At 71.7% G+C, this 24899-nt stretch carries 25 protein-coding genes and 1 tRNA gene; 15 read left to right on the top strand and 11 right to left on the bottom strand.

From position 1 onward, the window contains the following. Positions 1 to 10: 10 nt before the first annotated feature. Positions 11 to 1165, bottom strand: a complete 1155-nt coding sequence (locus ACFFIC_RS18120; RefSeq protein ID WP_377052890.1) for a mandelate racemase/muconate lactonizing enzyme family protein — start codon at positions 1163 to 1165, stop codon at positions 11 to 13. After that, a complete protein-coding gene (locus ACFFIC_RS18115) occupies positions 1162 to 1818 on the bottom strand; it encodes a GntR family transcriptional regulator (RefSeq protein ID WP_377052888.1) in 657 nt (218 codons plus the stop codon). The genes ACFFIC_RS18120 and ACFFIC_RS18115 overlap by 4 nt, the downstream gene beginning before the upstream one ends. Positions 1819 to 1909: 91 nt before the next feature. Between ACFFIC_RS18115 and ACFFIC_RS18110 the strand changes: the two genes are divergently transcribed. Beyond that, a complete protein-coding gene (locus ACFFIC_RS18110) occupies positions 1910 to 2776 on the top strand; it encodes an alpha/beta hydrolase (RefSeq protein WP_377052886.1) in 867 nt (288 codons plus the stop codon). 82 nt (positions 2777 to 2858) lie between these two features. Here ACFFIC_RS18110 and ACFFIC_RS18105 read toward each other — a convergent pair whose 3' ends face one another. Together ACFFIC_RS18105 and ACFFIC_RS18100 are read right to left on the bottom strand one after the other, a co-directional pair. Then, positions 2859 to 3575, bottom strand: coding sequence for a DJ-1/PfpI family protein (locus tag ACFFIC_RS18105; RefSeq protein WP_377052884.1), 717 nt, complete (start codon positions 3573 to 3575; stop codon positions 2859 to 2861). Continuing rightward, a complete protein-coding gene (locus ACFFIC_RS18100) occupies positions 3572 to 4630 on the bottom strand; it encodes a GlxA family transcriptional regulator (RefSeq protein WP_377052882.1) in 1059 nt (352 codons plus the stop codon). The genes ACFFIC_RS18105 and ACFFIC_RS18100 overlap by 4 nt, the downstream gene beginning before the upstream one ends. A 166-nt stretch (positions 4631 to 4796) precedes the next feature. Here ACFFIC_RS18100 and ACFFIC_RS18095 point away from each other — a divergent pair, with 166 nt between their 5' ends. Further along, complete coding sequence (locus ACFFIC_RS18095) at positions 4797 to 5771, top strand: Bug family tripartite tricarboxylate transporter substrate binding protein (protein ID WP_377052880.1); 975 nt, start codon at positions 4797 to 4799, stop codon at positions 5769 to 5771. A 248-nt stretch (positions 5772 to 6019) separates the two neighbouring features. On the opposite strand, the gene ACFFIC_RS18090 is transcribed toward ACFFIC_RS18095, so the two are convergent. Together ACFFIC_RS18090 and ACFFIC_RS18085 are read right to left on the bottom strand one after the other, a co-directional pair. Beyond that, positions 6020 to 6096, bottom strand: a tRNA-Arg gene (locus ACFFIC_RS18090). Positions 6097 to 6155: 59 nt separating this feature from the next. Then, positions 6156 to 7385: a glycoside hydrolase family 108 protein gene (locus tag ACFFIC_RS18085; protein ID WP_377052878.1), complete on the bottom strand. Its 1230-nt coding sequence runs from the start codon at positions 7383 to 7385 to the stop codon at positions 6156 to 6158. A gap of 142 nt (positions 7386 to 7527) precedes the next feature. Here ACFFIC_RS18085 and ACFFIC_RS18080 point away from each other — a divergent pair, with 142 nt between their 5' ends. From ACFFIC_RS18080 to ACFFIC_RS18070, 3 genes are read left to right on the top strand one after another with little or no spacing between them, the layout of a single operon-like run. Beyond that, positions 7528 to 8853 (top strand): aminotransferase class III-fold pyridoxal phosphate-dependent enzyme, encoded by a 1326-nt coding sequence (locus tag ACFFIC_RS18080; protein WP_456306943.1) that lies wholly within the window; start codon positions 7528 to 7530, stop codon positions 8851 to 8853. A gap of 35 nt (positions 8854 to 8888) precedes the next feature. Further along, positions 8889 to 10439 (top strand): ABC transporter substrate-binding protein, encoded by a 1551-nt coding sequence (locus ACFFIC_RS18075; protein ID WP_377052876.1) that lies wholly within the window; start codon positions 8889 to 8891, stop codon positions 10437 to 10439. Between the two features lie 27 nt (positions 10440 to 10466). Further along, on the top strand, positions 10467 to 11867 hold the full coding sequence (locus ACFFIC_RS18070; RefSeq protein WP_377052874.1) for a M20/M25/M40 family metallo-hydrolase: 1401 nt from the start codon (positions 10467 to 10469) through the stop codon (positions 11865 to 11867). On the opposite strand, the gene ACFFIC_RS18065 is transcribed toward ACFFIC_RS18070, so the two are convergent. Beyond that, positions 11868 to 12230 carry a plasmid stabilization protein gene (locus tag ACFFIC_RS18065; protein ID WP_377052872.1) on the bottom strand — a complete coding sequence of 121 codons (363 nt, stop codon included), beginning with the start codon at positions 12228 to 12230 and terminating at the stop codon, positions 11868 to 11870. Positions 12231 to 12371: 141 nt separating this feature from the next. Between ACFFIC_RS18065 and ACFFIC_RS18060 the strand changes: the two genes are divergently transcribed. The 3 genes from ACFFIC_RS18060 to ACFFIC_RS18050 are packed head-to-tail and all read left to right on the top strand — an operon-like array spanning position 12372 to position 15229. Continuing rightward, positions 12372 to 13343 carry a CobW family GTP-binding protein gene (locus ACFFIC_RS18060; protein WP_377052870.1) on the top strand — a complete coding sequence of 324 codons (972 nt, stop codon included), beginning with the start codon at positions 12372 to 12374 and terminating at the stop codon, positions 13341 to 13343. A 1-nt stretch (position 13344) separates the two neighbouring features. Continuing rightward, positions 13345 to 14385, top strand: a complete 1041-nt coding sequence (locus tag ACFFIC_RS18055) for a WD40 repeat domain-containing protein (protein WP_377052868.1) — start codon at positions 13345 to 13347, stop codon at positions 14383 to 14385. 22 nt (positions 14386 to 14407) lie between these two features. Further along, positions 14408 to 15229: an aldo/keto reductase gene (locus ACFFIC_RS18050; protein ID WP_377052866.1), complete on the top strand. Its 822-nt coding sequence runs from the start codon at positions 14408 to 14410 to the stop codon at positions 15227 to 15229. 80 nt (positions 15230 to 15309) lie between these two features. On the opposite strand, the gene ACFFIC_RS18045 is transcribed toward ACFFIC_RS18050, so the two are convergent. Then, entirely contained in the window at positions 15310 to 15669 is a 360-nt protein-coding gene (locus ACFFIC_RS18045) for a hypothetical protein (protein WP_377052864.1), read from the bottom strand. A gap of 164 nt (positions 15670 to 15833) precedes the next feature. Between ACFFIC_RS18045 and ACFFIC_RS18040 the strand changes: the two genes are divergently transcribed. Then, the gene (locus ACFFIC_RS18040; protein ID WP_377052862.1) at positions 15834 to 16253 is read left to right on the top strand and encodes a DUF3775 domain-containing protein; all 420 of its coding nucleotides are present in this window, start codon (positions 15834 to 15836) and stop codon (positions 16251 to 16253) included. A gap of 3 nt (positions 16254 to 16256) precedes the next feature. Here the strand turns inward: ACFFIC_RS18040 and ACFFIC_RS18035 are convergent, their stop codons facing one another. Together ACFFIC_RS18035 and ACFFIC_RS18030 are read right to left on the bottom strand one after the other, a co-directional pair. Then, on the bottom strand, positions 16257 to 16973 hold the full coding sequence (locus ACFFIC_RS18035) for a DUF1194 domain-containing protein (protein WP_377052860.1): 717 nt from the start codon (positions 16971 to 16973) through the stop codon (positions 16257 to 16259). Between the two features lie 72 nt (positions 16974 to 17045). Then, the gene (locus ACFFIC_RS18030) at positions 17046 to 17792 is read right to left on the bottom strand and encodes a phosphoribosyltransferase (protein ID WP_377052858.1); all 747 of its coding nucleotides are present in this window, start codon (positions 17790 to 17792) and stop codon (positions 17046 to 17048) included. A gap of 56 nt (positions 17793 to 17848) precedes the next feature. Here ACFFIC_RS18030 and ACFFIC_RS18025 point away from each other — a divergent pair, with 56 nt between their 5' ends. From ACFFIC_RS18025 to ACFFIC_RS18005, 5 genes are read left to right on the top strand one after another with little or no spacing between them, the layout of a single operon-like run. Continuing rightward, positions 17849 to 19447, top strand: a complete 1599-nt coding sequence (locus tag ACFFIC_RS18025; RefSeq protein WP_377052856.1) for an ABC transporter substrate-binding protein — start codon at positions 17849 to 17851, stop codon at positions 19445 to 19447. Beyond that, positions 19447 to 20460, top strand: coding sequence for an ABC transporter permease (locus ACFFIC_RS18020; RefSeq protein WP_377052854.1), 1014 nt, complete (start codon positions 19447 to 19449; stop codon positions 20458 to 20460). Before ACFFIC_RS18025 ends, ACFFIC_RS18020 begins: the two co-directional genes overlap by 1 nt. Continuing rightward, the gene (locus tag ACFFIC_RS18015; protein WP_377052852.1) at positions 20457 to 21473 is read left to right on the top strand and encodes an ABC transporter permease; all 1017 of its coding nucleotides are present in this window, start codon (positions 20457 to 20459) and stop codon (positions 21471 to 21473) included. The genes ACFFIC_RS18020 and ACFFIC_RS18015 overlap by 4 nt, the downstream gene beginning before the upstream one ends. Then, positions 21470 to 22333 carry an ABC transporter ATP-binding protein gene (locus ACFFIC_RS18010; RefSeq protein ID WP_377052850.1) on the top strand — a complete coding sequence of 288 codons (864 nt, stop codon included), beginning with the start codon at positions 21470 to 21472 and terminating at the stop codon, positions 22331 to 22333. The genes ACFFIC_RS18015 and ACFFIC_RS18010 overlap by 4 nt, the downstream gene beginning before the upstream one ends. Further along, positions 22330 to 23067, top strand: a complete 738-nt coding sequence (locus ACFFIC_RS18005; protein ID WP_377052848.1) for an ABC transporter ATP-binding protein — start codon at positions 22330 to 22332, stop codon at positions 23065 to 23067. The genes ACFFIC_RS18010 and ACFFIC_RS18005 overlap by 4 nt, the downstream gene beginning before the upstream one ends. Before the next feature lie 91 nt (positions 23068 to 23158). On the opposite strand, the gene ACFFIC_RS18000 is transcribed toward ACFFIC_RS18005, so the two are convergent. Further along, complete coding sequence (locus ACFFIC_RS18000) at positions 23159 to 23728, bottom strand: sugar O-acetyltransferase (protein WP_377052846.1); 570 nt, start codon at positions 23726 to 23728, stop codon at positions 23159 to 23161. A gap of 110 nt (positions 23729 to 23838) precedes the next feature. Between ACFFIC_RS18000 and dctP the strand changes: the two genes are divergently transcribed. Next, entirely contained in the window at positions 23839 to 24882 is a 1044-nt protein-coding gene (gene dctP / locus ACFFIC_RS17995; RefSeq protein WP_377052844.1) for a TRAP transporter substrate-binding protein DctP, read from the top strand. Positions 24883 to 24899 lie beyond the last annotated feature (17 nt).

The raw sequence follows: 24899 nt of genomic DNA, 5'->3' as shown, positions 1-24899 counted from the left end.
GCCGTGCCGCTCACCTTGGCTGGAAGCGCTCGAGCGCGGCGCGGTCGGGCTCCACCCCCAGCCCGGGCGCGTCGGGCACCGGGATCATCCCGGCCTGGGGGAGCAGCGGCTCGCGCAGCAGCTCGTCGCGGAGCGGGTTGTCGGCGACGTCGTATTCCACCCAGGGCGGATCCGCCTCGCTTTCGGCGACCGCCGGGTAAGGCGGCTGGGCGGCAACGAGATGCACGGCGGCGGCCAGGCCGAGCCCCGTGCCCCAGACATGCGGCGAGAGCCGGGCGTGGCGCAGCGTGCAGAGCTGGCCGATCAGCCGCCCCTGCGAAAGGCCGCCGCACAGGGCGAGGTCCGGCTGGGCGATGTCGATGGCACGCGGGGCGAGGAGCCGGTCGAAGGCGAAGGCGGTGTAGAGCGCCTCGCCGGTGGCGATGGGCGTCTCGCGCCGCGCCATCAGCGCGCGGTAGCCGTCCTCATCGGCCGGCGAGAGCGGTTCCTCGTACCAGTCGATCCCGAAGGGCGCGATCGCGCGCATGCTCGCCAGCACCTGGTCGAGCCCGTAGTTGCCGTTTGCGTCGACGGCGATGCGCATGTCCGGCCCCAGCGTCTCCCGCGTGAGGCGCACGCGCTCCACGTCGCTGCCGACGCCGCGCCCGATCTTGATCTTGCACGCCGCGAACCCGCGGAAGCGCGGCAGCTGCGCGGCGAGGCCGAGCGCGGGATCGGCGGTGAAGTAGCCGCCCGAGCCATAGACCGGCACGCTGTCCCTCGCCCGCCCGCCGATCAGCGCATGCACGGGCAGGCCGTGCTCCTTCCCGAGCGCGTCATGCACGGCCATGTCGATGCCCGAGAGCAGCGCCATCAGCCCGTTCTGATGCCCGAAGTGGTAGTTCCGGGCGAGCAGGCGGTGGAACAGCGCCCCGTGATCCACCAGCCTCGCGCCGCGCCAGTCCGCCGCGACGAAGTCCAGATAGGCGGCGACGAAGCCCGGTGGCCCCCAGGCCTCCCCGAAGCCGCTCACGCCCGTGTTGGTCTCGATCTCGACGATGGTGGCGCCGCGCGCGGAGACCAGCCCGCGCGCCATGCCATAGGCGCCCGCCTCCCCCATCACGTGCAGCACGGGATGCAGGGTGATCCGCGCGATCCGGGCCGCGCTGCCGGGCAGTTCCGTCATGGGGCCAGCCGCTCCTGGGACGCTGTGAGGTGATGGGACATGGCGGCGGCGGCGGCCTCCGGGTCATGCCGCAGAAGGGCGTCGAGGATCGCCTCGTGCTCCCGCGCGGTGGCCTCGGCGCCGCGCTGGGCGGTCATGTAGAGCCGGGAGGCGTGGACCTGCGAGTTGAGCGCGGCGAGGGCCTGGCGCGCGGGCTGGTTGCCCGAGGCCTCGGCGATGATGCCGTGGAAGGCCTCGTCCGCGGCCGCATGGGTGCGGTGGATCCGCCAGGAACCGCGACGAACATGCGCGCCCATGTCGGCGAGGCCGTCGCGCAGGCGGGCGATGTGCTCGGGGCCGATCCGCAGGGCCGCCTGGCCGGCCAGCCAGGGCTCCAGCCGGAGCCGCGTCTCGTAGAGGTTCCGCAGGAACACCTGGTCCGGCATGGGCGCCACGGTGAAGCCGAGGAAGGCCTCGTTCCGCACCAGGCCCCGGGCGCAAAGCCCCGCCAGGGCCTCGCGCAGAGGGGTGGTGCTGACCGACATCTCACGCGCCAGGGCGTCGATGTTGAGCCGGGAGCCCGGCGCGAGCTCCTGATCCATGATCCGCTCCTGGAGCCGGGCCCGGACCTGCTCGGCCAGCCCGACGCGCGAAACACTTCGTGTATCCTGCATCGTGCACGATCCTAGCCAGAGCTAGGCCGGGCGTGCAAGCCTTGGCTGGAGGGCTCAAGGCAGCCCGGCGCACACCAGGCGGAGGTCTTCCATGAACCGGGAATCCACGGATGTTCGGCCGTTGTCGGCGGAGGAGTACGAGTTCAGCTTCAACCCGCAGCGTGCCTTCCCGGACTTCGCCACCTATCGGGCCCGGCGCGCGCCGGTCAACGACGCCGCCCAGGCCACCCTACGAAAGGTCGCCGACGTCCCGTATGGCGAGAACCCCCGGCATCGCCTGGACATCTATCCGGCCGCCCAGGTCGGCGCCCCCGTCCACGTCTTCTTCCACGGGGGCTATTGGCGGGCCAACGACAAGGAGAGCTTCGCCTTCGTGGCGGCGGGCCTGGTCCAGAACGGCATCACGGCCGTTGTCGCGAACTATGAGCTCTGCCCCGGGTCGACCCTGGATGGCACGGTGGATTCCGCGCTGAGCGCGGTGGAGTGGACGCGGCGCAACATCGGCGGCCATGGCGGCGATCCCGGGGCGATCAGCCTTTCCGGCCATTCAGCCGGCGCCCATCTCTGCGCCGCCGCACTGGCGGAGGACTGGCAGGCGCGGGGCCTGGACCCTGGCTTCCTGCGCGGAGCCGTGATGATCAGCGGCATCTACGACCCGGGCTGGGCGATGGGCACCAGCGTGAACGCCGAGCTTCGGCTGACGCCGGAGATCGCGGCGCGACACAATCTCGAACGGCGGACCGTCACCGCGCATTGCCCAACCCACCTCTTCGTGGGCGGGCGCGAGCCCTGGCGCTGGGTCGACCTCACCTTCCAGTACGCTCATCACCTCCGGCGCGAGGGACATGACCCGGAGGTCCACGTCCTGCCCGGCTACAATCATTTCGACATCCTCGACCAGTACCTGGATGTGGGCAGCCCGATCTTCGGCGCCGTGCTGCGATCCGCGCGTGGCTGAAACGGCCGGCAGCGACGGGCGGGCTCCCACCGCGCCGGCGCTGCTGCATCGTGGCGCGACGAGCTCCCGCCCCCGCCGAAAGCTACGGGCTGGCGGCAGCGGTGATGCCGAGCCTGTCCGCCACCCGGCGCGCCGTGGCCTCGCGCTGCGCGGTGATCGCCTTCACGCTCTCCCGCGTCGCGGCGAGGACCTCGGGCGGCGCGCTGGCCGGCGTGCCCGCATCGAAGGGCGGCTCCGGTGCATAGACCATGTGGAGCTGGATCGCCTGCGCCGCCGCGTCGCCGCGCAGCTCCGCCGCCAGCCGCAGCGCGCCGTCGATGCCGGCGGTCACGCCCGCGGCGAACACCCAGTTGCCGTCTACCACCACCCGCTCATCCACCGGGATCGCGCCGAAATAGGGCAGCAGATGGAAGGAGGCCCAGTGCGTGGTCGCCCGCCGCCCCTTCAGCAGCCCCGCCGCGCCGCAGACCAGCGCGCCGGTGCAGACCGAGAAGATGCTGTGCGCGCCCTCCGCCTGGCGGCGGACCCATCCCAGCACCGCCTCGTCCTCCATCAGCGCCTCCTGCCCGAAGCCGCCGGGGATGTGCAGCACGTCGAGCTGCGGCGCATCGGCCATCGCCGCGTCGGCCATGATGCGCAGCCCCTTCAGGTCGCGGATCATGCCGTCGGTTTTCCCGTAGAGGCGGTAGGTGGAGTTCGGGATGCGCGCCAGCACCTCGAACGGACCGGTGAGGTCGATCTGATCGATGCCGTCGAAGATCAGCGAGCCGATGTTGAGGTGGCGGTCGGGATCGATCATGCGTGGACGTCCATGGCCGGGGTGGTGCCGCGCGCGGGGCCGCGGCGGAAACGGTCGCGGTAGTCGCCGGGCGAGGCACCGAGCTGGCGGATGAAGGCGCGGCGCATCGTTTCCTCCGTGCCGAAGCCGCAGCTCTCGACCACGGCGGCCAGTCCGCCGCGCCCGGCCTCCAGCCGCCGCCTCGCCGCCTCGACGCGCATGCGCTCGAGGAAACGGGCCGGCGTGAGGCCGGTCTCCTCGCGAAAGACGCGGGCGAACTGGCGCGGGCTGAGGCAGGCGCGCTCGGCCATCGCCTCGACCGAGACGGGACGGTGCAGGTTGCCGGGAAGCCAGGCCATCAACGGGCCGAGCCGCGACCCGCCCTGGCTCTGCGCCGCCAGCACGCTGCTGAACTGCTTCTGGTCGCCGGGGCGGCGGAGGAAAAGCACCAGCTCGCGGGCGACGGCCAGTGCCAGGGCATGGCCGTGATCCTCCTCGACCAGGGCCAGCACGAGGTCCATGCCGGCCGTTACCCCGGCGGAGGTCCAGAGATGGCCGTCGCGTATGAAGATCGGTTCCGGATCGACGTTCAGCCCCGGGTGGCGCCGCGACAGCTCCGTGCAGAAGCGCCAGTGGGTGGTCACGCGCCGCCCTTCGAGCAGGCCGGCGGCGGCGAGGATGAAGGTTCCTGTGCAGACGCCGACGAGGCGTTCCGCCCTCGGGGCCAGGTGCCGCACCAGCGTTTGCAGCCGCCGGTCCGCGGCGCGCTCCCGCGCGCCCTCTCCGCCGATTACGATCAGCGTGTCGAGCGCCTCGGTGCCGAGCAGCGAGGCCTCGCTCGCCATCGGGTGGAAAGCAAGGCCGGCGGACGTCTGCGCGAGGCCCGGCCCGGCCACCACATGGCAGGCGACCTCATAGAGCGGCGTGGGATCCGCCCGGCCGCACCCTGTCGCGTGAAGCCGGCCTGCCTGAGCCAGCACCTCGGCGGGGCCGGCGAGGTCCAGCATCTGCACCGGGGCCGCGCCGAGGATGAGGACGCGGCGGGGTGCTGGGTCGGCTCTCTCCATGTGGGCCATGCTGCTGTGGCTCCGTCATGGCAGCAATGCCATTCTCCCCACCGATCCCGCCAAGCTGGGCGTGGCAGGATCGGTGGGCAAAACGTCATTGTTGCCGCCCGGGCGCCGCACCAGTCTCCCTTCGGGGAACCCGTGACACGGCCAGACCCATCCGCACGAGGTGTGCATGGCCTTGCAGATGACGATCGGACGCCGCCTGTTGCCCGGGCTGGGCGCGGCGCTGCTCGCGCGCCCAGCCCTCGCCTTCCCGGAGCGCACGCTGCGCATCATCTCGCCCTTCAACCCTGGAAGCCTGAGCGACATCGTGGCGCGCGCCCTTGCCCAGCCGCTGTCCGGCGTGCTGCGGCAGCCGGTGGTGGTGGAGAACCGGTTCGGGGCCGGCGGTGGGATCGGGGCCGCCGCCGCCGCCCGGGCTCCCGCCGATGGCCACACCATTTTCCTGGGCATGGTGGATGTGATGGCCGTCAATCCCTTCACCTACCGCAGCCTCGCCTACGACCCGGAGCGCGACTTCGCGCCGGTCAGCTTCGTCACCCATGTCCCGACCGCGCTCATCGCCGGTCCTTCACGCCCGGACATCAACAGCTTCGCGGACCTGGTCGCCGCCGCGAAGCGATCGCCGGGCGGGCTCTCCTACGCGAGCTGGGGCGTGGGCAGCACCTCTCAACTCTCCTTCGAGCGGATCGCACGCCCCGCCGGTACCAGCTTCCTGCACGTGCCCTTCACCGGAGCGGCGCCGGCCGTGCAGGCCGTCCTGGCTTCGCAGGTGGACGCGATGGTGCTCCCGGCAGGCGCGGCCGCCGCCATGGCGCGGGGTGGCGGCACCCGCCTTCTGGCTGTCGCATCGCCCGGGCGCCTCCCCCTGGTGCCCGATGTGCCGACGCTGGCCGAACTTGGCCTGCCGCTGTCGCTCAGTCTTTGGCAGGCGGTCTATGTGCCGGCTCGCACTCCGGTCCCGATCATCGCCCAGCTCAACGGCGCACTGCGGCAGGCGATGCAGGCGCCGGGCTTCGTGGAGGTGGTGCGGTCACAGGCGGGCAGCCCGGAGCCGGGCAGCCCGGAGGAGCTGGCAGCCTTTGAGCGCAGCGAGAGACAAGCCTGGGGGGCGGTGGTCAGGGAGCTGGAGATTCACCTGGAGTAAGCGCTTGGCGTGGCACCCGTGTGTGCTTGTGAGACGTTCCTGGCGCGCCCAGCGACGAGGCACGCCAGGGCACCCTGCTGCCTGCATGACGGCCGCGAGGCGCTCGAAGTGGCAAATGTCGTTTACGGTGGTGAATCCGACCGTGCCCGAACGGTGTTTGGCAACCGGACAGTGGTGCAGGATCTGGGGCCACGTGGCGGCGATCGGTCGGCCGGACGCCACCTAGCTTGTTATCCGACGTAAGGAATTGGCGGACCCGACACGATTCGAACGTGCGACCTTTGCCTTCGGAGGGCAACGCTCTATCCAGCTGAGCTACGGGTCCCCACAGGCTCCATAGCCCAGCCGCCCGCCGGGGGGAACCCCCGGCGGGCGGGCCGCGCATCAGGCCACCATCGCCATCGGCGCGGGCGCTGCGGCCGCGGCCATGGCGGCCTCGCGGGTGCGGTCCACCCGGCGTGTCCAACCACGGCCAAAGACCGCGAAGGTGTCGAGCGAGCGGTAATGGGCCATCCGGCCCTCCGCCAGTCGGGCGACGACGTCGGGGGCGCGGCAGGCGCGGGCGGCGGCCAGGGTGATCGGGCCGATCGAGCCATCCGCGGTCACGCCGACGCTGCGCTGGAGCAGGCGGATGCTGCGGCCCGGCCCGGCGTTCACTCCGAAATCCAGCACCATCAGATCGATGCCAGGGGGAAGCTCGGCGCAGCGCATGGGGATCCAGAAGCGGGCACGGTAGATTTCGCGGGCCTCGGCGCGGGTGAGGGCGCGCACATCCTCCTCGCTCACCTCGGCATCGCGGAACTCGGAAAGGGTGCGGCGGGTGATACCGAGGTTGGTGGCGCCGCCGGGATCGGCGGGGTTGTTGGAGAAACCACCCTCGGAGGCCAGCACGTGGTCGAGGCAGGCGTCGAAGCGATCCTCGGCCCGGCGTGGGGAGGACAGGAAGGAGACGGGGGTGGGCGGCTGGTTCGCGGGCGGGGCCGGATTCGCCGGCGCCGGGCTCTGCGCATGGCTTTGTGCCCGCGCTTCCTGAAGCCGCCCGACGATCGCGTCCTTGTCGCGGGAGGACTGGGACGAGCCGATCCAGAAGTTCACCACCGCGGCGAAGGCGGCGCCCAGGCTTCCCACGGTGATGTTGATCACGCTGGCGACCTGCGGATCGAAGCGGGAAGCGCCCCCGGGGCCTGTGTCCAGCGTCACCAGCAGGCCCAGCACCGCGAAGAAGCCGAGCACGACGAGGGTGGAGACGGTGGCCGGCCCCCAGGCGAGCCGGCTGCCGCCCTGGGCCAGCCTGGCCATGGTGGCTCGGGCCGACCGCGTGTCGGCCAGCATGGCGCGCAGCCGTTCCAGCTCCGCCTGGAAGCGCCCCGCCTCCTGCTCCGCCGCAAGCCGGGCGCCTTCGAGCGCGATCTCGGCCAGGCGGAGCCGGAGGGCGCCGGCCCTCTCGGGATCGGCCGCGAGGGCAGCGCGGGCGGCGGCGGGGTCGTCGGTGCCGGTGGCCTGCCGCACGGCGTCGGCGACGGAAGCGCCAACGGTGCCGGCCCTGTCGCCCGCGATCAGCCGGACGATCTCGGGCAACAGGGTCGCCGCGACCGCGATGAGGGGAAACGCCATGGAGTGCTCCTGCCGACGGAAGGTTCGGAACGCATCAGGAACATAAACTCATTGCGTCTAGGAAATCAAACCTTTTCGCCGGGGCGCCTTGTTTCATGCCCCTCCTCCGGGCCATCCTCCCCCCACGCCCGAAGGTGCCCCCATGAACGACATGTCCCCGCCCCGCCCGAACGACCTCGACTCGTTCTGGATGCCGTATTCCGACAACCGCCACTTCAAGACCAACCCGCGCATGCTCGCCCGCGCCGAGGGCATGTCCTACTTCACGCCCGAGGGGCGGGAGGTGCTGGACGGCACGGCGGGGCTGTGGTGCTGCAACGCCGGCCACGGGCGGCGCGAGATCGTGGAGGCCATCCAGAAGCAGGCCGCGATCATGGATTTCGCGCCCACCTTCCAGCTCGGCCACCCCATCGCCTTCGAGGCGGCGGCGCGCGTGGCCGAGATGACGCCGGACGGCATCGACCGCGTCTTCTTCACCAATTCCGGCAGCGAGAGCGCCGACACGGCGCTCAAGATCGCGCTGGCCTACCACAAGGCCCGCGGCCAGTCGCAGCGCGTGCGCCTGATCGGGCGGGAGCGCGGCTATCACGGGGTCGGCTTCGGCGGCATGTCGGTCGGCGGCATCGGCGCCAACCGCAAGCAGTTCGGCGCCATGCTGCCCTATGTGGACCACCTGCCGCACACGCATGATCCCGCGCGCAACGCCTTCACCAGGGGCATGCCGGAGCATGGCGTGGAACTGGCGAACAAGCTGGAGGACCTGGTCGCGCTGCACGGCGACACGATCGCGGCGGTGATGGTGGAACCGGTGGCCGGCTCCACCGGCGTGCTGGTGCCGCCCAAGGGCTACCTGAAGCGCCTGCGCGAGATCTGCGACAAGCACGGCATCCTCCTCATCTACGACGAGGTGATCACCGGCTTCGGGCGGCTCGGCACCGATTTCGGGGCGGAGCGGCTGGGCGTGGTGCCGGACATCATGACCATGGCCAAGGGGCTGACCAACGCCGCCGTGCCCATGGGGGCCGTCGCCTGCTCCAACGCCGTGTACGAGGCGGTGGTGGAGGGCTCGCCCGCCGGGATTGAGCTGTTCCACGGCTACACCTATTCCGGCCATCCGCTGGCCTCGGCCGCCGCCATCGCGACGCTGGCCCTGCACCGGGAGGAGGACCTGCCCGGCCGGGCCCGCGCCATCGAGCCCTACTGGGAGGAGGCCGCGCACTCGCTGCGCTCGGCACCGGGCGTGGTGGATATCCGCAATCTCGGCCTGATCGCCGGGATCGAGCTCAGCCCGCGCGAGGGCAAGCCGGGTGCGCGGGCCATGGACGTGTTCCGCCGCTGCTTCGACGACGGCGTGCTGGTGCGGGTGACGGGCGACATCGTCGCCCTCTCGCCCCCGCTGATCATCGAGAAGCCGCATGTGGACCGGCTGATCGGCACGCTCTCCGACGCGATCCACGCGATCGCCTGAGGGGCGGGGCGGAACGGAGGCGGAGGAAAACGGGAATGCGCTGGGCTGCGGGACTTGCGGTGATGATGGGCCTGTTGCTCTCGGCCACCCCGCCCCGGGCGCAGACCCTCACCTTCGGCAACAACGCCACCGTCACCAGCATCGACCCGCATTTCTACACCGCGACGCCGATCATCGAGGTGACGCGGGAGATCTTCGACGGGCTGACGGGAATGCGGGCCGATGGCAGCATCGGCCCGGCGCTGGCGGAATCCTGGGAGCCCGTCGCGCCCGACATCTGGGAGTTCCGGCTGCGGCCGGGCGTCACCTTCCAGGACGGCACGCCCTTCACCGCCGACGACGTGGCCTTCACCATCGAGCGCGTTCCGAACGTGCCGAACTCGCCGGGCTCCCTGGTGATCTTCACCGCCAGCATCGCGCGGGTGGAGGTGGTCAGCCCCCTTGTCGTGCGGCTGCACACCAGGGGCCCGGACCCGCTGGTGCCCGCGAACCTCGCCTGGGTGGGCATGCTCAGCCGCCGCATCCACGAGGGCGCGACGACGACGGGCTTCAACGAGGGCCGGCTCGCCATTGGCACCGGCCCCTACCGCCTGGTGTCCTTCACGCCGGGGGAGCGGGTGGAGCTGGCGCGGAACGAGACCTACTGGGGCCCGCCCCCGCACTGGGCCCGGGCCGTGAACCGCACCATCCGCAACGCCGCCGCGCGCTCCGCCGCGCTGCTCTCGGGCGACGTGGACGTGATCAACGGCGTGCCCACCGCCGACCTCGCCCGGCTGCGCGCCGACCCGCGCATCACGGTGGAGGAGACGGTGGGGCTGCGCATCGTCTACCTGCACCTGGATTCGCTCCGCGAGCGGACGCCCTTCGCCACCGGGCCGGGCGGGGAGGCCCTGGCCTCCAACCCGCTGCGCGACCTCCGCGTGCGCCGCGCCCTGTCGCTGGCGATCGACCGCGGGGCGCTGGCCGAGCGCGTGATGGAGGGCTCCGCCATGCCCTCGGCCCAGGTGGTGCGGGACGGGCTGAGCGGCTTCGTGCCGGGACTGGTGCCCGCCCACGACCCCGCCGCCTCTCGCCGGCTGCTCGCCGAGGCGGGCTTTCCCGGGGGCTTCCGCCTGACCCTGCACGGCCCCAACGACCGCTATCCCAACGACGCCCGCGTGCTGCAGGCCATCGGGCAGATGTGGCAGCGGGTCGGCGTGCAGACGGTGGTCGATGCCCAGCCCTGGACCACCTATTCCGCCCGCCAGGGACGGCAGGAGTTCACGGCATCCCTGATGGGCGGCACGGCCGTGACCAGCGAGGCCTCCTATCCGCTGCGCTCCATCCTGAACCTGCGCGACGCGGCGCGGGCCAACCGGCGCTACGACAACCCCGCCTTCGAGGCGGTGCTGGACGAGGCCGGGCGCACGCCGGACCCGGCCGCGCGGGAGCCGCTGCTGCGACGGGCGGTGCGGATGGCGATGGAGGATGTCGCCATCGCGCCGCTCTATATCCAGAAGGCCACCTTCGCCGCCCGGCGCGGGCTGGCCTTCGCGCCGCGCGTGGACGAGATGCTCAGCATCTCCGCCGTGCGGCCCGCGCCATAGGGCGCCATCATCCGGGGAGACTGGGTTGTGACGGGAACGAGGGACGGCGCGATCGCGCGCGCGCAGGCGGAATACGACGACGGCACCTTCCTGGACCGGCTGGCGAGCCTGGTGGCCGTGCAGACCGAGAGCCACCCGCCCGAGCGGAAGTCGGAGCTGGAGCGCTACTGCCACGAGGTGCTCGGCCCCATGGTGGCGGTGATGGGCTTCCGGACCGAGGTGCTGGACAACCCCGAGCCGATCCACGGCCCCGTGCTGGTCGCGACCCGCATCGAGGACCCGGCCCTTCCGACCGTGCTGTTCTACGGCCATGGCGACGTGGTGCGCGCCATGCCCGAGCGCTGGCGGCCGGGGCTGGACCCCTGGAAGCTTACCGTGGAGGGCGACCGGGTCTACGGGCGCGGCACCGTGGACAACAAGGGCCAGCACCTGCTGGGCATCGACGCGATGGGCGCGGTGATGGAGGAGCGCGGCGGACGGCTGGGCTTCAACGTGAAGATCATGGTGGAAACCGGCGAGGAGGCGGGCTCGCCCGGCCTGCTGCCCTTCATCCGCGCCCACCGAGACCTGCTGGCGGCGGATGTTTTCATCGCCCTCGACGGCCCCCGTGTCTCCCGCGTCGTGCCGGACATCATGCTGGGCACGCGCGGCGGCATCGCCATGGACCTCGTGGTCTCGCTGCGGGAGGGCGGGCATCATTCCGGGCACTGGGGCGGGCTGCTGAAGGACCCCGGGGTGATCATGGCCCACGCCATCGCCTCCATCATCTCGCGCGACGGCCGCATCCTCGTGCCCGGCTGGACCCCGGCCCATGTGCCCGAGGCGGTGACGGCGGCGGCGCGCGCCGTGGTCAGCGAGCCCCAGCCCGGCGCCCCCGTGCCGGAGCAGGACTGGGGCGAGCCCGGGCTTTCCAACGCCGAGCGGATCTATGCCTGGAGCAGCGCCATCGTGCTGGCCAGTATCTCCGGCCAGCCGGAAGGGCCGGTGAACGCCGTGGGCGGCACCGCCCGCGCCCGCATCCAGCTTCGCCACACCGTGGACGTGGACGGCGCCCAGGTGGTGCCGGCGCTCCGGGCCCACCTGGCCGCGCAGGGCTTCCACGAGGTGGAGGTGGTGCCGGTGACGGAGCGGGACATGTTCCTGGCCTCCCGCACCGATCCCGGCGATCCCTGGGTGCGGGTGGTGGAGGATTCCTTTGCCCGCACCGTCGGCCGCCAGCCCAACGTGATCCCGACCATCGGCGCGTCCGGTCCGTCGGAGTCCTTCAGGCAGGAACTGGGCGTGCCGGTGATCTGGATCCCGCACTCCTATGGCGGCTGCGGCCAGCACGGGCCGGACGAGCACGGGCTGGGCACGTTGTTCCGCGAGGGGCTGGGCCTCATGGCCGGCCTATGGTGGGACATCGGGGAAGGGCGCGGCCCCCGCTGATCAGCCCCCCTTCGCCTCGGCGTTCCGCTTGCGGGTGGCCGCCGCCTTCCGCGCGGAGGCGGAGCGCTCCTCGGGCGTGCGGGCGGAGGCGGCCTTCCTGGCCGACGCCGAGCGCATCGCCGCCGGGCGGGCAGCGTCGGCGGCCCCGCCCCGCTGTCCCCCGGTTTTCGAGGGCTGGGTGTTCATGGGCTTGCCGCGGCCCGAGCCGCTCTTCTTGCCGCCGCCCGTTTCCTTGTTGACGGTGGCCCAGGCCCGCGCCTCGGCCTCCTCCACGGGAACGCCGCGCTTCTCGTAGCCCTCCTCGATATGAGCGGCCATGCGCTTCTGTTTCTCGGTGTAGGCGGACTTGTCACCACGGGGCATCGGAGCGCTCCTCTCGCGGGATGATTCCGGGAACAACGCGGAAACCCCTCGGCCGGTTTGGCACCCCCCATGGCCCGCCGCCTCCGCGATACTATATAACGCCCCCAACCCGCCGACCTCCCCTCCCCGAGGCTCCCCATCATGTCCGATACCCTGCCCGTTCCCGTCACCGTCCTCACCGGCTATCTCGGGGCCGGGAAGACCACCCTCCTCAACCGCATCCTCACCGAGAACCACGGCCGCAAGTTCGCGGTGGTGATCAACGAGTTCGGCGAGATGGGCGTGGACCAGGACCTCGTCATCGACGCCGACGAGGAGGTGTTCGAGATGAACAACGGGTGCATCTGCTGCACCGTGCGCGGGGACCTCATCCGCATCCTCGGCGGGCTGATGCGCCGCAAGGACAAGTTCGACGGCATCATCGTGGAGACCACCGGCCTCGCGAACCCCGCCCCCGTCGCGCAGACCTTCTTCGTGGACGAGGACGTGAAGCGCGCGACGCGGCTCGACGCCATCGTGACCGTGGTGGACGCCAAGCACCTGCTGACCCGCCTGGGCGACAGCCCCGAAGCCGAGGAGCAGGTGGCCTTCGCCGACGTGATCGTGCTGAACAAGATGGACCTGGTGAGCACGGAGGAGGCCGACGAGGTCGAGCGCCGCATCCGCGCCATCAACCCGACCGTCGAGATCCGCCGCGCCACCAAGTCCGACGTGCCGCTCGACGCCGTGATCGGGCGCGAAGCCTTCAGCCTCGACCGCATCCTGGCGCGGGAGCCCGAGTTCCTCTCGGGCGACGACAACCACAGCCACGACAGCGCCGTGCAGTCCGTTTCCTTCGAGGTGGAGAAGCCGATCGACGCCGAGAAGTTCAACGCCTGGATCGGCGAGCTTCTGCAGACCAAGGGCCAGGACCTGCTGCGCACCAAGGGCATCCTGCACTACCAGGGCGACGACCGGCGCTTCGCCTTCCAGGCCGTGCACATGATCGCGGATGGCGACTACATCGGGCCTTGGAAGGAGGGCGATCCGCGCAAGTCGCGCATCGTCTTCATCGGGCGCGACCTGAACCGCCCGAAGCTGCGCCGGGGCTTCGAATCCACGGTGGCCGCCTAGCATGTCGGGCGTCGCGGAAGCGGACTTCCTGCTGGAGCAGCGCGGCACCGGGCGCGAGCTCGGCGCCTGGGTGGTGGGCGCGGTCTTCGGACGCGAGGGCCGCTCGGCCGGCTTCGCGCTCTCGGACGGCACGGTGCACCTGGCCAACCCCGCCGAGCACGCGGGCGAATGGAGACGGATCGAGGCGCATGACGGCGCCGCGCTCTCGCTCGCGCCCGACTGCGCGCAGGGGCTGCTCTCGGGCGGGGACGACGGCAAGCTGGTGCGCATCGCGCCCGATGGCGCGGTGGAGACGGTGGCCGGGTTCGGCACGATGAAGTGGGTGGATCACGTCACCACCCATGCCTCCGGCCTGCGCGCCGTCGCGGTGGGCAAGAACGTCCATCTGCTGGATGGCAAGGCGGCGAAGCTGAAGGTGCTCGGCCCGCATCCCTCCACCGTCGGCGGCATCGCCTTCGACGCCAAGGGCAAGCGCGTCTTCGCCTCGCACTACAACGGCGTGTCCTCCTGGTTCGTCGCCGCGAAGGAGGACAAGCCGCGCGTGCTGGACTGGAAGGGCAGCCACCACGCCGTCGCCGTCGCGCCCGACGGGCAGGCGGTGGTGACGGCGATGCAGGAGAACGCGCTGCACGGCTGGCGCCTCTCCGACAGCCAGCACATGCGCATGTCCGGCTATCCCGCGAAGACGCAGTCCATCGCCTTCACCGCGAAGGGCCGGTGGCTGGCGTCCTCCGGCGCGGATGCCGTGGTGCTCTGGCCCTTTTTCGGCGGCGGCCCGATGGGCAAGGCGCCGACGGAACTCGCGGGCGGCGATCAGGTGATCTGCACGCGCGTGGCCTGCCACCCGCAGCACGAGGTGGTGGTCGCGGGCTTCCAGGACGGGCTCGTGCTGATGGCCGAGATCGCCTCGGGCAAGGTGGTGCCGGTGGCTGCGCCCGGGCGAGGCGCCGTCTCCGCGCTGTCCTGGAACCCGGCGGGCACGCAGCTCGCCTTCGGGACGGAAACGGGATTCGCGGGGCTTCTGGACTTGGCGAAGGGCTGAGGCGTCCCCACCCTCCCCCGCCATGAGCGATCGCATCACCACACCCCGCCTCTCCATCCCGCGCCTGGGCCTCGGAACCTGGCGACTCTCGGGGGCGCAGTGCCAGGCCTCCGTGGAGTCGGCCCTGGCGATGGGGTACCGCGCCGTGGACACGGCGGAGATGTACAAGAACGAGGAAGCGGTGGGCGCCGGCATCAAGGCCTCCGGCCTGCCGCGTGGCGACGTGTTCCTGACCAGCAAGGTCTGGTGGGAGAACCTCGGCCGCATCCGGCAGCACTGCGAAGCCTCGCTGGAGCGCCTCGGCACCGGTTACCTCGACCTTTACCTGATCCACTGGCCCTCACCCGAGCTCGACCTGCCGCGCGCCCTGCACGACCTGGCGCGGCTGCGCGAGGACGGGCTGGCCCGCGCCGTCGGCGTCGCGAACTTCCCGGCCGGGCTGCTGAAGCGGGCCATCGAGACGGGCGTGCCGATCGCGGCGAACCAGGTCGAGTACCACGCGCTGCTGTCGCAGGACCGGCTGCTCGGGATCACGCGCGCCCAGGACATCGTGCTGACCGCCTATGCGCCGCTTGCGCAGGGCCGGCTGGCCTCCGATCCGCGGATCCAGGCCATCGCCGGGCGGCACGGGGTAACGGCCGCGCAGGTGGCGCTCGCCTGGCTGCTGCGGCAGGAGGGCGTGAACGTCATCCCCAAGGCCACGGGGCCGGAGAGCCAGAAGGCCAACCTCGAGGCGCTGGACCTCGCCGGGCGGCTGACGGATGCCGACGTGGCGGAAATCGATGCGCTGCCCAAGGACCAGCGCTTCGTGAACCCGGCCTTCGCGCCCGACTGGAACGCCTGAGGCCCGAACACTTCGGGCGCGGGCGCCTCGGGCCAGGTGGCCTGCCCGGCCGCCTCGGAGGCTTCGCGCCCTTCCCTTCCTCAGGTGTAGCGGACGGGATTGCCGGTGCCGGCCGGTGTCACGCAGAAGTGCACCGCGGGGCGCAGGACGGCTTCGGCGTCGAGGGCGGGAGTCTCCGTCCCCTCGGCGATCTGTGGGGTGCGCGGCGCGCGGCGCGCCTGGGCGGCGGCGCGGCGGGACTGGGGGTGCGCCTGGGCCGCGGCACGCTTGCGGACCGGCGTTTCGGCCCGGATCTGGCGGCCCGTGACGGCGATGGTGGCGTTGATGGGGGCTGCGGCGTCGCACAGGGCGGCGCTGACGAAGGCGGGTGTATCCGCAGCGCGTGCCACCGGCGAGAGTGCCAGCAGCCCGAAGAGTGCGATCGCGCCGATCTTCATCATCGCAGAACCCTTCAACGTAAGGATTTCAATAGGTTATTGCCACACGCTGCACCAACCTCTCGGAATGAACGCCGGGTCGGGAGCGTGAGTTTCGCGAAGCCGGAAGGCGGGTCGCGCGTTGGGCGGGCGGCAGCAAATTCTAACGGCGATTGGGGCACCCTTCGATGAGCGACAAACCCGGTGGAACTCCCCCGGAGGATGATGACGGTGAGGTGGAGCTCGGCATCAGCCTTTCGGCGGTGGCCAACATCATCGACGCCGCCCGTGCCTCGGAGGTGGCCGATGACGAGCTTGCGGACGAGGCCGAGACGGACCCCGTGGCTGCCAAGGCGGAGCCGGAGGGAGAGGACCTGGAAACCCAGTTGCAGGAGCTGAACGAGGACGAGCAGGCCTCGCTCATCGCCCTGGCCTGGGTCGGACGCGGCGACTACGAGCCCGACGAGTGGGAGGAGGCGCTGAACCTCGCGCGGGAGAAGCACGAGGCGGACCCGGCGGGCTATCTCACCAGCCTGGACCTGCTGGGCGACCTCCTGGCCGAGGGCCTGGCCGCCTTTGGCATCGTGGTGGAGGAGATCGAGCGCTAGGCGCTACCCGAAGGCGGGTCCGGGCAGGCCCGCGATCTCGCGCACGAGCTTGCGGCGCACGGCGTTGCCGAAGGCCTCGAAGTCTTCGGCGGCGATCAGGAAGGCGCCGTCGCCGCCGATCACGGAATCGCGGTAGTACTGGTCCAGCGGGATGGGGGATGGCCGGCCGAAGGTCGGGCGGTCGTTCATGATGGGCAGGCCGTTGATGGTGATCCCCTCCGCGACCAGCCGGTCGCGGGCAGCCTCCACGGGCATGCCGCTGTTGTTCACGCCGTCGCCGGACACGTCCACCACGCGGCGGGTGCCCTCGAAGGGCGATTCGGACAGGGTGCGGAGCGAAAAATCCAGGCCGCCCGAGATCGAGGTCCAGGACAGGGCCACGCGCGGGGCACGGGACAGGGCGCCGGCCCAGGCATCGGCATCCGCCTGGTTGCCGATGCGGGTCCAGGGGATCACCAGCCGCTGGTAGTCGGAGCCTGCCCATTCGACATAGGCCACCGCGATGGAGCCCGTCATGCCCGAGCGGATGGCCTCCACCACCCGGGCGTCGGTGACGGCGCTGCGGTAGCCCTCGCGCTGGAGCCGGGCCTCGTCGTCGTCGATGGAGCGGGACACGTCCACCGCGAGCACGAGAAGCAGGTCCACCGCCTCCTCCGCGCGCGGCGCGTCGAGGGGAAGCACGGCGGCACCGCTGGCCGCCAGGAGGGACCGACGCCGCATGCTGAACGTCCTCTTGCCTGGGATGATCGTTTGATCAGACCAGCGGCGGGCCGTCCGGTGCAATCCTTTTCGTCAGGCGAAATCGCTCGCGACGGACGGCGTGGCCGGGGGCAGCGTCACGACCGGCCGGGTGGATGGGTCCGGCGCCCAGCCGCCGGGGACGGGCCGGAACAGGGGGGTGGCGAAGGCGGCGCAGACGGGCGTGGCGGACGGCCAGGAGGGCACCCAGCCGTCGCCCTGGGCCATGGCCACGCCCAGCGCCACCGGGCGCACCCCGGCCGCGCGCAGCAGCGCCAGCCCGGCCAGGGCCGAGCGGCCCGTGCTGATCACGTCGTCCACCAGCAGCACGCGCCGTCCCGCCAGCCTCGGCAGGATGCGCGGGTCGAGCCACATGCGCCGCTGCCCCGGCGTGGTGGAGGACGAGACGGGAACGGAGAGCGCATCCTCGTACCAGCGCTTGCGGGAATAGCCGGCGGCGACCCAGTTCGGGTGGCCCAGTGCCTTCGCCACCAGCGGCGCCAGGGCGTGGCCCAGGGTGGGCAGGCCGCAGACCACCTCCGCCTCCAGCGGCCGCACGGCCTGGGCCAGCCAGGCGGCCAGGCGGCGCAGCACGGCGAAGGAGGCCTGGTTCAGGATCAGGCCGGTGACGGCCACCTCGCCATAGTCCCGCAGCGGCAGGCGGAGCGCGCTGCCGTCGGGCATGGGCAGGGCCGTGGCATCCCGGTGGGGCGGGGCGTCGGGCGCGGGTTCAAATCTCTGCCAGAACTCCATGGTGGCGCGATTGGCACGGGGGGTGCGAGCCGTCCAGCCGCTATCCAACCTTGCCGAACCACCGCGCCTCGGGCATCGCCCGCCTTCAAACCGGAGACTAGAGCATGATCCCCCGCCGCAGCCTCCTCGCCGCCTCCGGCGCCGCCTTCCTCTCCTGGGACGCGGTGATCCGCGCGGCCCATGCCCAGACGCCGCCCGGCGTCATCGTCATGGCCAAGCAGATCGACGACATCATCACGCTCGATCCCGCCGAGAGCTTCGAGTACACGGGCGGCGAGATCTGCGGCAACGTCTACCAGAAGCTCACCACCACCCCGAACGAGAACCCCTCCCGCCTGGAGGGCGACCTCGCGGAAAGCTGGACGGCGGGCGACGACGCGCGGACCTTCACCTTCCGCCTCAAGGCCGGCCAGAAGTTCGCCAGCGGCAAGGAGGTCACGGCGGAGGACGTGGTCTATTCCCTCCAGCGCGTGGTGGCGCTGAACAAGAGCCCGGCCTTCATTATCAACCAGTTCGGCTTCAACAAGGACAACATGGCGCAGGCGATCCGCGCCACGGACCCGCGCACGGTGGTGCTGACCACGGCGGAGCCCACCGCCACCTCCTTCCTGCTTTACTGCCTTTCGGCCGCCGTCGGCAGCATCGTGGAGAAGGCGACGGTCTCGGCCCGCGCCCAGGGCGATGACTGGGGCAATGCCTGGCTGAAGGGCAACTCCGCCGGCTCCGGCTCCTATCGCCTCGTTTCCTGGCGGGCGAGCGAGGCGGTGACGCTGGAGGCGAACCCCAACGCCGCCCATGCGCCGGCCACGCGGCGCATCATCATGCGCCACGTCGCCGACCCCTCGGCGCAGCTTCTCGGGCTTCAGCGCGGCGACTACGACATCGCCCGCAACCTCGCCTCCGACCAGATCCGCACCCTGAGCGGCGACAGCCGCTACAGCGTGGTGTCGCAGCGCAAGGCGAGCCTGCTCTACGTCGCGATGAACCAGAAGAACCCGATCCTGGCCAAGCCGCAGGTGCGCCAGGCCATCAAGATGGCGATCGACTACGAGGGCATCCAGCGCAACATCGTCCCCAGCAACTACGCCGTCCACCAGGCCTTCCTGCCCGAGGGCCTTCCCGGCGCGCTGACCGAGAAGCCCTTCAAGCTCGACGTGGCCGGCGCCAAGCGCCTGCTGGCGGAGGCCGGGCACGCGGACGGCTTCGATTGCGCCTTCGACTTCTTCTCCGGCGCGCCCGTGGGCGACATCGCCCAGGCGCTGCAGGCGAACCTGGCCGCCATCGGCATCCGCCCGCGGATGCTGCCCGGCGAGATGCGCTCGGTCATCACCAAGACCCGCGCGCGCCAGCACGACCTGGCGCTGCTGCGCTGGGGCTCGGACTACTTCGACCCGCACAGCAACGCCGAGGCCTTCAGCATGAACCCCGACAACGGGGACGACGCGCGCAACAAGACCCTCGCCTGGCGCTCCGCCTGGGCCATCCCGGAGCTGACGGCCCGCACGCTGGCCGCCGTGAAGGAGACGGACACGGAGAAGCGCGTGGCCATGTACGAGGCCATCCAGCGCGACCACCAGCAGCAGAGCCCCTTCGCGGTGATGCTGCAGGAGTTGGAGGTGGCGGTGACGCGCAACAGCCTCCGCGGCCTCAACATCGGCGTGCTGAGCGACCGCACGCAATACGCCCCGCTCGCCAAAGGCTGATGAAGGCCCGCCTCGGGGCGCTGGCGGCCACCGCCGCCAGCATCCCCATCACCCTCTTCGGCCTGGTGCTGGTCACCTTCTTCATCGGGCGCGTGGTGCCGATCGACCCCGTGCTGGCGGTGGTGGGCGACCGCGCGCCCGCCGACGTGGTGGCGCGCGCGCGGCTGGAGCTCGGCCTCGACCAGCCGCTCTACGCGCAGTTCTGGCGGTACCTGACGGATATCCTCACCGGCAATCTCGGCCGCTCCGTGATGACCTCCAACCCCGTCTGGGAGGACATCGCCCGCTACTTCCCCGCCACCTTCGAGCTTGCGACGCTGGCCATCATCGTGGCCGGCGTCCTCGGCATCGGGCTCGGCGTGCTCGCCGCCACGCGGCAGGGAAGCTGGGTGGACCAGGTGGTGCGCGTCTTCTGCCTCGCCGGCCATTCTCTGCCCGTCTTCGTCCTCGCCCTCGTCTCGCTCCTCGTCTTCTACGCCTGGCTCGGCTGGCTGCCCGGCCCCGGGCGGCAGGGCATCGTCTTCCAGGACATGGTGGAGACGCGGACGGGGCTGATGACGCTGGACGCCGCCCTCGCCAACGACTGGCCGGCGTTTTGGGACGCCGTCGCGCACCTCATCCAGCCCGCGGGCGTGCTCTCCTTCTTCTCGCTCGCCTATATCGCCCGCATGACGCGCGCCTTCATGCTGGCGGAGCTTCGCTCGGAATACGTGACCACCGCACGCGCCAAGGGCCTCTCCTGGCCGCGCATCGTCTGGCGCCACGCCTTCCGCAACACGGCGGTGCCGCTGGTGACGGTGATCTTCCTCACCTATGCCGGCCTGCTGGAGGGCGCGGTGCTGACGGAGACCATCTTCGCCTGGCCGGGCCTCGGCCAGTACCTCACGGTGTCGCTGCTGAACGCCGACATGAACGCGGTGCTGGGCGCGACCCTGGTGGTGGGCCTGATCTACGTCGTGCTGAACCTGCTGGCCGACCTGCTCTATCGCCTCATGGATCCCCGCACGCGATGAGCGATCCCGCCTCCCCCATGGCCGATGTTGCGACCGCGACGGCCGCGATCGAACCGATCGCGCCGGACGCCGTGCCCGAGGCCGCCGGCGCGCCCCCGCCCCCTCAGGCCGGCGCCGCCTCCGGCCGCCGCGCCTGGCTGCTGACGGATGCGCCGGCCTCCCGCGCCCAGGCTGCCTGGGGACGGCGCTACCAGGCCTGGCTCGCCTTCCGCCGCAACCCGCTGGCCATGGCGGGGCTGGGCGTGATCCTGCTCATGCTGCTCCTGATCCTGCTGGCGCCCGTGCTGGCGACGCACGATCCCGGTATCCAGGAGCTCGGCAACCGCCTCGCCGCGCCCTCGTCCGTCCATTGGCTGGGCACGGACGAGCTGGGCCGGGACGTCTGGTCGCGTCTGCTCTACGGCGGGCGGATCACGCTCGGCATGGTGGTGGCGGTGGTGCTGCTCGTGGCGCCGGTCGGGCTGCTGGTGGGCTGCGTGGCCGGTTACGCGGGCGGCCTCTGGGACCGGCTGCTGATGCGGGTGACGGACGTGTTCCTCGCCTTCCCGCGGCTCATCCTGGCGCTGGCCTTCGTTGCCGCCATGGGGCCGGGGGTGGAGAGCGCGGTGATCGCCATCGCGCTGACCGCCTGGCCCCCCTATGCCCGCCTCGCGCGCGCGGAAACGCTGACGATCCGCCACACGGACTACGTCGCCGCCGCGCGCATGACCGGCGCCTCGCCCGCGCGGGTCGTGCTGCGCCACGTCCTGCCGATGTGCCTGCCCTCGCTCGTCGTGCGCGTGACGCTCGACATGTCGTCCATCATCCTGACGGCGGCGGGGCTGGGCTTCCTCGGCCTCGGCGCGCAGCCACCCCTGCCGGAATGGGGCACCATGATCGCGACCGCCCGCCGCTTCATCCTGGAACAATGGTGGGTGGCGGTGATGCCGGGCGTCGCGATCTTCGCGGCCTCCCTCGCCTTCAACCTGCTCGGAGACGGGCTCCGCGACGTGCTGGACCCGAAGCAGCGATGAGCACCCCCATCCTCGCGGGCGAACCGCTCGTCGCCGTCCGCAACCTCCACGTCGACTTCCCCTCGGCCACCGGGGTCACCCAGGCGGTGCGCGGCGTCTCCTTCTCCATCGGGCGCGAGAAGCTGGGCATCGTCGGGGAAAGCGGCTCGGGCAAATCCGTCACCGGCCGCGCGCTGATGGGCCTGCTGCCGGGCTCCGCGAAGGTGCGCGCCGACGTGCTGCGCTTCGGCACCACCGACATCCTCCACACCTCCGAGCGCGAGATGCGCACCCTGCGCGGCGGCCGCATCGGGCTGATCCTGCAGGACCCGAAATACAGCCTCAACCCCGTGATGACCGCGGGCGCGCAGATCGCGGAGGCGCTCCGCGCCCACAGCCGCATCGGCCGGCGGGAGGCGCGCGACGCCGCCCTGGCGCTGCTGGAATCCGTGCAGATCCGCGATCCCCGCCGCGTCCACGACGCCTATCCGCACGAGCTGTCCGGCGGCATGGGCCAGCGCGTGATGATCGCGATGATGCTGGCGCCCAACCCCGAGCTGCTGATCGCGGACGAGCCGACCTCCGCGCTGGACGCCAGCGTGCAGGCGGAGATCCTGCGACTGATCGAGGAGCTGGTGGACCAGCGCGGCATGGCGCTGATGCTGATCAGCCACGACCTTCCCCTCGTTTCCCGCTTCTGCGACCGGGTGGCCGTGATGTATGCGGGACAGGTGATGGAGGAGCTGCCCGCCGCCGACCTCCAGCGCGCCACCCACGCCTACACGCGCGGCCTGCTGGAATGCCTGCCCAGCCTGGACCACAAGCGGGAGCGGCTCGCGACACTGAAGCGTGATCCTGCCTGGCTGGCCCCCCGCGCATGATCGACATCGCGAACCTCGACGTCCGCTTCGGCAACAACCACGCGGTGCGCGGCGTCTCCTTCCGCGTCGCCCCCGGCGAGACCTTCGGGCTGGTGGGCGAGAGCGGCAGCGGCAAGTCCACCGTGCTGCGTGCCGTGGCCGGGCTGATCACCGACTGGACCGGGCGGATCGCGGTGGACGGCAAGCCGCTCGGCCACAAGCGGGACCGCGCCTTCTTCCGCCTCGTGCAGATGGTGTTCCAGGACCCCTACGGCTCGCTCCACCCGCGCCAGACGGTGGACCGCATCCTGTCGGAACCGCTGGCGGTGCACGGCTTCGCGGATGCCGACGCGCGCATCCTCCGCGCGCTGGAGGAGGTGGCCCTGCCGCGCGCCGCGCGCTTCCGCTATCCCCACCAGCTCTCGGGCGGGCAGCGCCAGAGGGTGGCCATCGCCCGCGCGCTGATCGCCGACCCCCGCGTGCTGCTGCTGGACGAGCCGACCAGCGCGCTCGACGTTTCCGTGCAGGCGGAGGTGCTGAACCTGCTGGCCGACCTCCGCGCCGCGCGGGGCCTCACCTGCATCCTCGTCTCGCACAACCTCGCGGTGGTGGCCCATCTCTGCGGCAGGCTGGCGGTGATGCAGGGCGGGCGGGTGGTGGAGGAGCTGGACGAGGCGGCGCTGCGGGCGGGCCGCGCCGTGCACCCGCACACGCAGGACCTGATCCGCCTTTCGCGGGACCTGGAGGAGGCCTGATCCCGGGCCGGCCCGGCGGCCGGCGCGTCCCGCGGCATCCGGCCGGGCGGGTGTCCTTGGCCACCTTGCCCGCCGCCTTTGCCGCGGATGTTCAGGGCGCCCCACCCCGGCCGAGCGCCCGCACCACCCGCGCGGGGTTGCCCACCGCCAGCACGCCCGCCGGAAGGTCGCGGTTGACCACCGCGCCCGCCCCCACCACCGTGTCGTCCCCGATGGTCACCCCCGGCAGCACGATGCAGCCGCCGCCGAGCCAGACGTTGCGCCCGACCGTCACGGGATGCGCGCTCTCGATCCCCGCCGCGCGGGGGGCGGGCTCCAGCGGGTGGGTCGCGGTGTAGATCTGGACGGAGGGCGCCACCTGGCAGAAATCGCCCAGCGTGATCGGCGCGCAGTCCAGGAAGACGCAGCTGAAGTTGACGTAGCTGTTCGCCCCGATGCGGATGTTGCCGCCGTAGTCGCAGCGAAAGCCCGGCATCACCTGGGTGGCGGGCCCGATGAAGCCCAGCAGTTCCTCCAGCACGGCGCGCCGGGCGGGGTCGTCCTCGGGCGGCAGGGCGTCCATCCGCTGCACCAGGGCCCGGGCGCGGTGGCGCGCTGCCAGGAGGTCCGGGTCCATGCCGTTGTAGGGCAGCCCCGCCAGCATCTTCTCGCGTTCGGTCATGCCGCAGTTTCACCGGGTGGCGGGGCGGCGCCAAGCCGGACCTTGCCGCCGGGTCTTGCTGCCTGGGGCGCGCTCTCGCAAACTGGGCGCAACAAGTCCGTGAGGAAACGATGATCCCCCGCCTGAACCGCCGCGGCCTGCTCGGCGCGGCCGCCACCCTGCCCGCGCTTGCACTGCCGACGATCGGACGGGCCCAGCCGCGCTACAAGCCGGAATACAAGATCAGCGTGGTGGGCAACCGCCCCATCGCCCTGTCGGAATCGGCGTTCGTCTGGGCGGACCTGGTGAACCAGCGCTCCGGGGGGCGGCTGAACTTCAAGGTCTATCCCGGCTCCTCCCTGGTCGGCGGCGACCAGACGCGGGAATTGCTCGCGATCCGCCAGGGCGTGATCGACGGCGCCGTTTTCTCCACCATCAACATCTCCCCCCAGGTGAGGGAGATGAACCTCTTCTCCCTCCCCTTCCTGATGCCCAGCACCGCCGCCTTCGACGCGCTGGTGGGCGGCGAGGTCGGGCAGGCCCTGTTCAAGGCGCTGGCCGCGCGCGACATCGAGCCGCTGGCCTGGGGCGAGAACGGCTTCCGCGAGATCAGCAACTCCAAGCGCGCCATCCGCGCGCCGGCCGACCTGCGCGGCCTCAAGATCCGCTTCGCCGCCGGCGCCATCTTCTCCGAGATCTACGCGGCCATGGGCGCGAACCCCGTGCAGATGTCCTTCGCCGACCTCCAGCCGGCGCTCTCGACGGGGGCGGTGGACGGGCAGGAGAACCCGGTGAACCTGTTCCTCGGCTTCCGCATGGACAGCCTTGCGCAGAAGCACCTGACGCTCTGGAACTACTGCGCGGATGCCGGGATCGTCTCGCTTTCCAAGCCCGTGCTGGCCAGCCTGGAGCCGCGGGACCGCGAGATCGTGGTGGAGGCCGCGCGCGAGGCCGGGCAGGCCGGCAACAACGCGGCCCGCAAGGGGCTGGGCGCGAACGGCGACCGCTCCTCCCTCGAGGAATGCGCACGCCGCGGGGTGGAGGTGGTCGAGCTCTCCGCCGCCGAGAAGCAGGTCTTCGCGCGCGCCACCCGCCCGGTCTTCGACAAGTGGGCAGCCACCGTCGGCCCCGACCTGGTCCGCCAGGCCGAGGCCGCCATCGCCCGCGTGAGCTGAGCCCTTCCCGAGGCACC

This window comes from Muricoccus vinaceus (assembly GCF_042433125.1).
Classification (GTDB): Bacteria; Pseudomonadota; Alphaproteobacteria; order Acetobacterales; family Acetobacteraceae; genus Roseomonas; species Roseomonas vinacea.
This window is presented reverse-complemented; position numbering and strand designations above follow the sequence as displayed.